The organism is Xenorhabdus aichiensis (genome assembly GCF_028598775.1).
GTDB lineage: Bacteria > Pseudomonadota > Gammaproteobacteria > Enterobacterales > Enterobacteriaceae > Xenorhabdus > Xenorhabdus bovienii.
The window spans coordinates 157,245-168,132 of sequence record NZ_JAQRFO010000004.1 but is presented as its reverse complement, the minus strand read 5'-3'; the positions used below and the strand labels follow the sequence as shown (position 1 = coordinate 168,132).

Annotated in this window: 7 protein-coding genes; all 7 read right to left on the bottom strand. The window is 58.4% G+C overall.

Going from position 1 to position 10,888, the window contains the following annotated elements; translation table 11 throughout:
- On the bottom strand, nucleotides 1-216 hold a 216-nt coding region (locus tag PSI22_RS03725), incomplete at its 3' end, for a hypothetical protein (RefSeq protein ID WP_273578639.1).
- Between the two features lie 15 nt (nucleotides 217-231).
- Nucleotides 232-1,623, bottom strand: coding sequence for a VasL domain-containing protein (locus tag PSI22_RS03720; protein WP_273578638.1), 1,392 nt, complete (start codon nucleotides 1,621-1,623; stop codon nucleotides 232-234).
- Between the two features lie 81 nt (nucleotides 1,624-1,704).
- The gene (gene tssM, locus PSI22_RS03715) at nucleotides 1,705-5,178 is read right to left on the bottom strand and encodes a type VI secretion system membrane subunit TssM (protein ID WP_273578644.1); all 3,474 of its coding nucleotides are present in this window, start codon (nucleotides 5,176-5,178) and stop codon (nucleotides 1,705-1,707) included.
- Nucleotides 5,179-5,267: 89 nt separating this feature from the next.
- On the bottom strand, nucleotides 5,268-6,704 hold the full coding sequence (gene tssA / locus PSI22_RS03710; protein ID WP_273578637.1) for a type VI secretion system protein TssA: 1,437 nt from the start codon (nucleotides 6,702-6,704) through the stop codon (nucleotides 5,268-5,270).
- Nucleotides 6,705-6,709: 5 nt separating this feature from the next.
- The gene (gene vasI, locus PSI22_RS03705; RefSeq protein ID WP_273578636.1) at nucleotides 6,710-7,375 is read right to left on the bottom strand and encodes a type VI secretion system-associated protein VasI; all 666 of its coding nucleotides are present in this window, start codon (nucleotides 7,373-7,375) and stop codon (nucleotides 6,710-6,712) included.
- A complete protein-coding gene (locus tag PSI22_RS03700) occupies nucleotides 7,372-8,166 on the bottom strand; it encodes a Fis family transcriptional regulator (protein WP_273578635.1) in 795 nt (264 codons plus the stop codon). The genes vasI and PSI22_RS03700 overlap by 4 nt, the downstream gene beginning before the upstream one ends.
- Entirely contained in the window at nucleotides 8,166-10,880 is a 2,715-nt protein-coding gene (gene tssH / locus PSI22_RS03695; protein ID WP_273578634.1) for a type VI secretion system ATPase TssH, read from the bottom strand. The genes PSI22_RS03700 and tssH overlap by 1 nt, the downstream gene beginning before the upstream one ends.
- Nucleotides 10,881-10,888 lie beyond the last annotated feature (8 nt).

The window sequence follows — 10,888 nt, the reverse complement described above, 5'->3', positions numbered from 1 at the left end:
GGGACCGGCAATCCCCTGAACCGGCAGACGTGAAGTGCCGGCGCCCCCTAATCCCCCCGACGCCACTGGCCCGGCAATGCCCTGAATGGGCAGACCCCGGGCACCAGCGCCCCCCAGCAGGCCCGCCGCCTGTTTTGCCATGTGGGCGCCCTGCTGTCCCTGCTGGATCAGGGCCCGCCCTTTCTGTAATTTCGCCATATTCTTTTTTATTGACATAACATGTCTCCCTGGTTAATGCCCGCCGTCAGAGGTGACGGCTTGTTCATGGTGGTTGGTCTGGCGTTCGGCCTGTTTTTCAGCCGGATTGTCGGCCGCCTGGCGCAGCCGGTCATAGCGGCCGAGCAGGGCGTTAAAGCGGTCATCAATACCTTTCAGCAGTACCGGCGGCACCGGCTCCCCGTTCGCCACCCGGGCGTTGAGCTGGCGCAGCAGTTCTTCCAGCGGCACTTCGCTGCCGTGGCTGCGCTGGAGGTCATAGACCGCAGTTTTCAGGTACGAGAGCGTAAAGCTGCCCCGGGTACGCTCCTGCAACAGAATTTTGTCCGCCAGCTGCTGGAGCTGGTCGCGGGTGGTGTGCCAGCTGCCTTTCAGCGGGATACTGTCGATACGCGCGGTCATCGCCTGTGTCCACTGACGGGTAGCGTTCCTTTGCTCGGCCGAATCCGGCCACTGCTGTTCTGCCGTGCCGGTCAGCGTGCGGGCCGCGTCCCACGTCGCCAGCAGGGACGTCTCGGCCAGCCGGTCCAGCTGGCCCTGATAGCCCGCCAGTTCGGGCTGGTACAGCCACGCCAGCCGGGCCCCGGCCGGGGACGCCGTGATAGCCGTCAGCTGCTGGTGCAGCGGTTTATAGAACAACAGCCCGCTGCCCACCAGCACCAACACGCCCAATAACGCCCCGAGGCCAAAGCCCTGCCACGCACTCCAACCCCGCGGCGGCTCAGGAAACTGCACCCGCACCCGCGGGCTGTCCGCTTCCGGCGGGCGGTCAGGGCGCGGCGGTGCGGACGGCGGCGGCATTTCCGGCTCGGTGTCGGACTGAGACAGGTAGACCAGCGGCGGCATCTGCACCGGCGGCTGAACCGGTTTCGCGGCCGGCCGCGGTTTTTCCAGTTTTTTCGCCGCGTTCTGGAAGAACCACAGCAGGTTCTCCACCCGCGGCAGTCGTTTCAGGTCGGACTGCTGCAACCGGTCGATAATCAGCTGCAACGCCCGCTCCGCCCGGTAAATCATCCGCAGGTCACCGGTGCCGAAGTCCATCTGGCGCAGCTGGCTGCCGGTGCGGGTGTGAAACCATTCCAGTAAATCCGTGCGCACGGCCGGCTGCGGCGGCCACAGGGCGTCCCACTCACTGACTATCACCCCGGCCAGCAGTTCACAGCCTTCGGTAAAGCCTGCCAGCCCGTTCAGCTGCATCCGCGCCAGCGTGTAGTAAATCGCCGTCTGCAAATCGACCCCGTTACGGCGAAACAGGGTCAGTGACAGCGATTCCACCAGCGGCCAGTTCACTTCCGGCTGGGCCGGGTGGCTGATTTTGTTGATTTCGTCGCGGATAACCGCAAATTCCGGCAGATTCTGCGGACTGCCGCCCGCCCGGATGATTAAACTCTCAGGATGTTCGCTCATGCTCTGGCCTTCCTCCTTAAAAAAACCCCCGCCCGGAGGCAGGGGGGATGGTGCTTGCTGAAGACTGACTCACACCCGGCTTCAGTAGAGGGTGTCCGGCAGTCTGAACTGGCTGAACAGGCCGCCCGCAAACGGGTTGTCCGATTCGTCCACGTAAATGCGGTAGGTCATCTCGCCGCCGTCCACCGCGAAGCGCACGTCAAACGCCCCCGGCTGCACGTTGGTCAGCTTGCCGCTGTTAATCAGCCGCAGCTGCGCCCACGGGCCGGTGAAGCTCAGGCTGCGCGGCGCCGCGTTGCTCCGGTCCGGCATCAGGGTCAGCCGGCTTTCCGTGCCCGCCCGCATCGAGTTCGGCCACACCAGGTGCGCCACGTTGCTGCGCCCGTGCGAATAATCCACCAGCTGGCCGTCGAGGTTCAGCAGGCCGCGGCGTTTGTTGCCGGTCAGGCTCACCGGCTCGATGGCAAACGCCGTGCCCAGCCCGTTCTGCGGGGTGAAGAAGGTGGTGCGGATACGGTCTGCCACCGCCAGCTGTTTCAGCACGTCCTGCCGGATAAGCTCGCGCCCGTCAGTCCCGGTGGTCAGGTTGTTTTCCACAAACGGTTTCAGGCTCTGCTTATAGAAGGTATCCAGTGTCCCGTCCGGCCGGAAGAAACGGTCAAACTCACTCAGCGGCACGTCTTCGGTGGCGGCCGGGTTGAACGGATACCGGCCGGCCAGGTAGGTTTTGTACTGCTTGACCACCGACTCATTCCATTCCACTTCCAGCGAGCGCACCGCTTCCATCATCACCACCCGCCACGCCTGCTCGGCCAGGTCACCGACCCAGCGGTTCAGCGGCTCCGGCAGGTTTTTCGCCATCTGCTGCACTTCAAAAATCGCGTCGCTGTTGTTCTGGTCCAGCCGCAGCTGCACCGCCTGTAACGCCGCCTTACCCGGCACCGGCGAGTTCTGGATAGCCAGCAGGTAACGGTGCAGCGCCATCAGTTTCTGGTAAACGCTCTGCAACGTACTGCCCTTGTCGCCGTGCTCAACCAGCACCCCGGTTTCCGGCGCAAAGTCCCGGTTGATGCGGTTTAACAGCCGGTAGTCCGCCTGCGCCAGCAGCGCCTGTTTTTCCTTGTCGCCCAGTGAACCGCCCAGCTCCGGCGGCCGGGTGTTGTCACTGAGAATTTGCAGGGCGCGCTTGATCGGCTGCTCGCCGCTGATCACCTGTTCGATGGCGCTGATGGCCTGCGGCAGATCCTCAAAGTCCCGCACTTCCAGGTTATTCATCGCCGCCCGCCAGTGGGCGGTGTAATCCCCGACGTACAGTTCGGTGATCTGGCGCTGGATATTCCCCTGGTCGGTCTCGCTGTACCGGTTCTTCTGGGGCAGATTCAGCACCCAGCTGTCCATCACGGTCAGGTCCACCAGCTCTTTGTCCTGCCGGACAAAATAATCCGTCAGGCCGTGGCGGGTCAGGAACTGCGGCACGGTCAGCCGGCTTTCGTTGCCGGCGATAAACACGCTGTCGAAACTCGGCCCAATCTGGTCACGCAGGTTGATCGGCGGCGGCAGGGTTTCCTGGGCCTTGAGGCGCAGGTTCTGGTAAACCCGCAGGTTGATGGTCAGCGCACTCAGCTCCTGCTGGGCCTGCTTAATCGGCTTCACAAACGGCGCGAAGCGGGCGAGGGCCTCCGGATTGCCCTTGTCGCGCTGTGCCTGCCAATCGGTATGGGCCAGCGCGTAATCCAGGTGGGTCAGCAGTTGTTCCTGCAAGTCACGCTGGCCGTGGAACGCCTTGCTCCAGCGCGCGCGCATGTACTGCGCGACCAGGCCCGGGTTACGCTTGCTGCTGTCCTCCATCATGCGCATCACCCGCAGGATCTCGAGTTTCTCCTCACTGCCCGCCGGTGCCTGATTCAGGTCGTCCAGCAGCCCCTGCATCAGCGACGGCAGGAAACGCTGCTCCAGCAGTTTCAGGTAGGTGCCTTCCACATACGGCCCGACCCCGTCCCCCTGATACAGCGCCATGTCGGTCAGGAAGGATTTTTTCTCGTGGTAGTTGCCGTAGGCCAGGGTGGCGTCCCGGATCGGGTTCAGCAGCGGCAGCTGGAGGTTGCCGTAACGGTCATCCCCGTCCGGCGGCGGCACGGACAGGAAGTTTTTCGCCTGCGCCAGCACCTCTTCCCCGGCCTGGTAGTTTTTCTGGTAGAAATAATGCCAGCCGCCCCACAGCGCCGCGATCACTAGGGCACTGACCGTGGAGAACGTGTATAACTGGCGGCGGTTGCGGCTGAGCCAGAGACGGTTTTCCGCGGCGAGGTTCGGCTCCGCCAGCAGCACGTCCTCAAACAGGGACTGGGTAAAGTACGGCAGGGTATCGCCCGCCGGCCACGTCGGGAACGCCTGCGAGCCGAGGTGATACTGGGCTGACGCGGACTGGGTGAACAGGTCATCCATCTGGCCGATCTGGCGGGCGGAGGTCAGGTAGACGCCGCGCAGCATCGGGCGGTGGTGTTCATCGTTGTACAGGATGTCTTCCAGCATCTGCGCAATATAGCTGTGCAGCCCCTGCACCTGACGGGTAAAGCTGAACAGGTCGCTGCGCTGGTTGGCATCGACGCCGTTGAGCATCATGTCCGGCATCGCCCCGTTGAGGTTAGCCATCCACTGCTGCCAGAACTGCGCCAGCTCGCTGCGCCAGGCTTTTTCATCCCGGTTGTTGAGGCTGAAGGTCACGCCGAGGATCTGGTCACGCTGCTGGCGGTCCAGCGCCTGATACATCGCCCCGAAGCCGTGCAGCAGGTCAATTTTAGTCATGACCAGATAGAGCGGCAGCTGGCTGTGGAAGGTCAGGCGGAGGTTTTGCAGGCGCTGGTGGATTTCCCGCACGTAGCGATCCCGCTGCTCCCGGTTGTCAGTCAGCAGGCGCAGGGTATCAACAGTCAGAATAATGCCGTTAAGCGGCTGGCGCTGGCGGTTTTCAGTCAGCCAGTTCAGCAGGGCTTCCCACAGGCGGCTGTTGATCTGCGGTTTGTCACTGTTGACCGGCACCGGCTGGTCAATCAGGCCGCCATCGGGATCGATGATAACCGCTTTCTCCCCCAGCCAGCAGCGCAGCCTCAACGGAATGTCGCCATCCTGGCGCAGGTATTCCGGCGCCGCAATTTCGGACAGTTTATAGCCTTCTTTAATCAGCGTGGTTTTGCCGCTCTGCTGGCTGCCGACCATCATGTACCACGGACGCTGGTACAGGTAGTTATAGCTGTCCAGATGGCGTTGCAGCTGGGATTTCCAGTGGTCAAGGTAACGGGCCTGGTGTTCGATATCGACCCGCACCGGATCAACCCCTTTCAGCTCGACATCCAGGTTGAGTTTTTCCAGCTGGCGCAGGCGGCGCCACGCTTTGATGCCGATCCAGAGCAGCACCATCAGGATGATGAGGGCGGTCGCCAGCCAGCGCGCCGCCAGACTGTCCAGCGGGGTGTCGTTGCGCAGTTTCCATTCCGGCCCCCACACCCAGACCGCGATCAGCAGTAGGCAGGGGATAAGTGCCAGCGCCAGCGCCATCGTGGCCTTGAGACGCGGCAGGGATTTAAATTTTGATAGCGCCGGCAAGGCCGATTTCAACGGCGCCAAGGATGACAAAGAGGGCCATTTCATGTGTTAACGCTCCTGTGTGACGCAGTATCCTTCGCAGGCGAAGGTATTTTTTCAGCCAGCAGGGTCAGCAGGCTGGGTTCCCATTCAGTGAGTAACATGTGTTGTCCAGTGTGTAACAAGTTCCGGTAATGCTGTTGTGCCAGTGCGGTCATGCCCGCTTCTTCAAGCAGTTGGGCAGTGAACAACTGACCATAGAATTGATCCCGGGGCTCCGTCAGTCGCTGCTGGTGGGCTTCCAGCATCTGAAGGGCGGCTTCCAGCCCCTGTTGCTGGAAGCAGTGCCAGATGGCTTCCTGATCGGCCGACACAGCCCCCGGGCTTCCGCTGGCGTCGGGTTCCGGCGTGAGCCAGTCCAGGGTGTCAGGAGAAATAAACGGACTCAGGTCGGAAAAACTTAAGGTTTTCAGTACAGGAAGCCGGGCCAAAAACGCATTCAGTTCGTCACGCATGGCCTGCGCAACGTGGCTGTAGCCCCGTTGTTCTGCCGCCTGTGCGGCAATGGCATGGCCATCCAGCCAGTAAGGTGCCAAGGTCAGGCTCTGCTCAATTTGCGCCAGCAATTTGTTATCCGCTGTCGGCAGTCGCGCCAGATAATCGGCGGTGCGATCCGCCGACGCCGGCGCCAACGGCGTTTTGCCCGTGGCGTTCGCCATCGGTGCCGTGGTAATGGTGTGCCAGACAGCATGACGGCGCAGGCTATAGCCGATCGGGGATTCGGGATACCGTTCACACAGCAGATCCGCCACGGTCATCAGGGTCTGTTTCCACGCTTTATCACTGGAACTGTTGACCTCCACGTCAGGCATCGGCGCTTGTTCAGGGGCCTGAGACGACGGAGCCGCCGACGTCGCCTGAGGGGCTGCTGGTGCAGGCGGTGTCGGCGCCGTTCGTGCCTCTGGCTGGCGGTTATAGCGGGTACGCAGTTGATCGACGTCTTTCGCGAGGTCGGGTTCATGGGCGTGCCAGCACTGGGCCAGATGAGCCAGGGCACCTTGTGCCTCGTCGCGCTGGCTTTTGCTGGCCTGCTCGGTGAAGCTCGCCTGAGCCGATTCAAACCGTTTGATCACCTGTTGTGCCAGCCGGCGCTTCAACCCCGGTTTGACCGGCCAGGCTTTTTCCCAGTAATTTTTTACGTACTCGGTCAGCAGCTCTATCCCCAGAATCAGCTCGGCGGGGTGACCGGCATGTTGCAAAGTCCGCAGCAGGTGAACCATCAGCCGGAAGTCCTTGCTGTGTTCGCTGAAAAGTTGCAGGGCCTGTCGCTGGATGGCGTCAACCTCCAGCGTGCCATGTGACAGCGAGCCGAATTTGACCATCTCGCCGTCGATGAATTCCCAGGCGGGGTCGCTCTCACTCAGTGCCTTGCCCGTCTGTTCGTCGGACAGGGGCGCCAGCAGGGCGCCGAACCAGTCGAATTGTGTTCTGATGTCCATGTCGGTTACCAACGGCAGGCTTCGCGTAAGGGTTTCGCGGCCTGCTCCAACTGAGAAATATTAAAGGTTATCGGGCTGCCAGTGCGGGCCGTGATGGTCATCTGGTCGCTGTCCATTAAGCGCTTGATTTCCTCAATGCCCGGCAAGCCGCGGCTGGATTCCCATAAGTAGCCGTGTTCCCGCAGGAACCACTCGGTTTTGAATTGGGTTTTATCCGTAGCTACAGTGACCGTACCGGATTCCATCGGTTTAGGCAGCGCCACCTGCAAACGGGTGATGCGGTCAATGCAACTCAGCATCAGGACCGGACGGGGAGGCGGCACCCCGACCGCCGGTGTGGTCAGGATAACGGGTGCCTCACCATTTTCTCCCTGCGTCACGATGAAGCTAGTGGAGTAATCGGTGCGTTTCATCTCCTGCTCCATCGCCTGTCGCCACACAAGCCCCATGTTTTCCATCGGGATTTGCAGGGCGTTAAACTTCAGGTTATTCACCGTACGGTCATAGCACGCCAGCCGGACAAGCGGGGACGGTTCAAAACGGCATTTTTGCATTTCGTCCACGTATTCTTCTTTGGGTGCAACCACTTCCTTTGGCTCAACCAGGTTCGCCAGTTTGGGATCACCCGCCAATGACGCGAGCAATGAGCTGATAATTAATACAATATTCATAATCTACACCCGTATTTAGCCAGTTTGTAAACCAACGTGCGCTGGGCAATCCCCAGACTTTGGGCAATCAGTCGGGTGTCGTTGCCATACTGACGCTGACGTTGAACCAACACGGCGCTTTCAAATTCTTCGATGGCCTTTGGCAGATTATCGATGTGGCTGTAATCCACGGAGATACGGCTCACGCCTGCGGGTTTCGATCCACTCAGGGAGGCAAGCAGTTCATCCAGTTGTTTTTCTTTCTGTTGTTGAACCTGAAATACCTGACGGATTTGGCGTAACTGCCCACGCAGTTGTTCGAGTTCCTGTAACTTTTTCAGGCGGTGCTGCATGACATGGCAATAGAGGCCGAACATGTTTTCATTGTTGATAAAATGGCTGACATGTTCGGCAAAAATGGCAATCACGCCGCAGGCCTGTCCGTTACAGTCAAACAGGGGAATGGCATACAACCCGCAGTTATGCGGCAGTTCCGCAACAAACGTGCGGAAATTCAAGTCGTCAATACGCGCGCCGTGATTCAGGGAATCCCATACCGTCGGGGTTCCCTTGCGCAGAACCTGTATCAGCGGGTTATTGACGTCATCAATATCCACATTCAGCCGGCGTGAGCTCGCTTGGTGGAGTTCCGGCAGGTTGTAGCATTCCAGTCTGTTTTCATTGGCGTTAAGCAAAAAAACTAACAGGGCATCAAAACGCGAGCTCTGGCTCACCAGCAAAAAATGGTCAACCAGTTGTTCTATAGTGTCATCATCTAATAACGCTAACGCGCTTTTCAGCCGCTGTTTCATTATTCTGCCTCCTCAACCTCAGCATGGAACTCGTGTTCTGCCACGGTTAAGCGAATAGCACTGATTGCGGTGCCTGCGGCCATTTTCTGCAACAGCAGTAATGAAACAGGCGGTAATAGTGCGCCATCAATGATGGATTCCAGCATACGGGCGCCGTTTTCCGCACGGGTGGCACGTTGCAGGATCTCTTCCGATACGTCATCGCTGATCGTAACTTCGGCGTTAAAGCGCTGAGACAGCAGGTTATCCAGTCGAGCCAGTTTGCTCTGAATGATGGTTTTCAGCGTTTCGTGACCCAGAGGCAGGTAAGGGATCACTTCCATACGTGCCAGCAGAGCGGGTTTGAAAAACGCGGCCAATTCAGGGTAAAGCAGGTCGTTAAGTTGATCTGGCTGCTCGGCATGATCAACGATAGTTTGATAGCCAAGGTTGGAAGTCAGGAAGAACACGACATTTTTACAATCGATGATGCGTCCCTCGCCATCGGCCAACTCGCCTTTATCGAATGCCTGATAGAACAAGTTCAGCACATCAGGGTGGGCTTTTTCGACTTCATCCAGCAACACAACAGAGTACGGTTTCTGGCGAATGGCTTCGGTCAGCACTCCACCTTCCCCGTAACCCACGTAACCCGGCGGAGAACCAATCAGGCGGGAAACGGTATGTTTCTCCTGAAACTCAGACATGTTGATGGTGGTGAGGTATTGGCGGCCCCCAAACATCAGTTCAGCAATTTGCAGGACGGTTTCGGTTTTACCGACACCACTTGGCCCCACCAGCAGGAAGGCTCCCAGAGGACGCCCCGGACGACGCAAATCTGCACGAGCGGTCAGCAGGTGTTTATGCAAATTCTGGATCGCAACGTCCTGCCCTTTGATACTTTGTCCCAGATGGGTAGGCAGTTCGGTCACGATAGACAGTTCGCTCTGTGACAGGCGGTTCAATGGAACGCCCGTCCACTCAGCGATAACCGAGGCAATCTGCGTTTTGTCTACATGGGGAGAAACCAACGTTTGCTTCTGCTGTAGCTCTGCCAGTTGTGCGTTGAGCCGCGCCAGTTTTTCGATCAGGGATTGTTCGTCAGCGGCGGCTTCTGGCTCGTCTTGCGCAATAGCTTCCTGCTCTTCCGCGTCTTCAGCCGTCTCTTCAACCGCATTTTCGATGGCTTTATCCGTCGTTTCTGCTTCAACTGACTCGTCGCTATCCGCCAAGAGTTGGCTGCGCAATTCGATGATTTGCTTCACCAGCTCCTGCTGTTGCCGCCAGTTTTTTTCCAGCGTGACGAGTTCTTCCTGAATCTCTACCTGCTGGTTTTGCAGTTCTTCCAGTCTTTCCGCATGTTCGTTCAGCCCCATCCGCTGTTCTCTTTTCAGAACATCGATTTCCATTTGCATCTGGTGCAATTCGGTCGTCAGTGAGGAGATCTGGCGTGGCGGCGATGTCAGGTTAATGGCAACGCGAGCACAGGCGGTATCCAGTACGTCAATCGCTTTGTCCGGCAGTTGGCGGCCAGAGAGATAACGGTCACTCAATACCGCAGAGGCTTTCAGTGCTTCATCATCGATCAGAACACCATGCGCCTGTTCGTAAATGGCTCGCAGACCACGCATGATCACGGTGGCTTCTTCCGCGCTTGGCTCAGAGACTTTCACTAATTGGAAGCGACGAGACAGTGCTGCGTCTTTTTCGAAGTATTTTTTGTACTCGCTCCATGTGGTCGCTGCGATGGTTTTTAGTTCACCACGCGCCAATGCAGGTTTCAGCAGGTTGGAGATATCCAGTCCACCCGCTTGGTTACCGGCACCAATCAAGGTGTGCGCTTCATCGATAAACAGGATGATCGGCTTAGATGATTGACTAATTTCAGCCATAATGCCTTTGAAGCGTTTTTCAAACTCACCTTTAACCGCTGCCCCTGCTTGCAATGCCCCCAGATCCAGTGTCATCAGTTCGCTGTTGCGCAATTTATCCGGTACGCGGTCATTGATGATGCGCAGCGCCAGACCTTCAATCAGGGCACTTTTACCCACCCCTGCTTCACCCACGACGATCGGGTTGTTTTTGCGACGACGGCAGAGAATGTCGATCATCAGATCGATTTCGTTATCACGGCACAGCACAGGATCAAGTTTGCCCTGACGCGCCTGTTCAGTCATGTTCTGGGTAAAACGCGCCAGCAGGCTGTCGCTGTTTGCCGGATGTACGCCCTGTCCGTTTTTATCGTCGCCGCTGAAAGGCTGTTCGGCAGAGCCATTCGTCCATTCAGCAAAGTTCTGACGCAGCAATTCACGGTTGATACCCGCCAGCATGCGCGCGGGCTGTGGTGTCAGATAGCGCATTGGACTGAACAGCAGAGCAATCAGCATGACGCCACCGCGTAATTCAGTATGCTGCATCTCCGTGGAAGCCAGCAGCCAGCTATCCTGTAACCATTCCACCAGCATCGGTGAGAAGTTCGGATAGGTTTGTACAATCGCCTGATGATGAGGCATCATCTGATCGAGTTGTTCTTTCAGCAGATCTTTATCGATGTCTGCTTTATTGAGGATCAGGCGCACATCACTGAGGGGTGTGTCGATCATCTGAAGCAACAGTTGTGCAACAGTAATTTCAGGCTGCTGCTGGCTGACACAGGATGCCGCCGCCGCTTCCAGTGCATGGCGGGTCATCGGATTTAAACGGTTTACAAGAGTGGGCAGATCAATCTGAATCATGACGACTT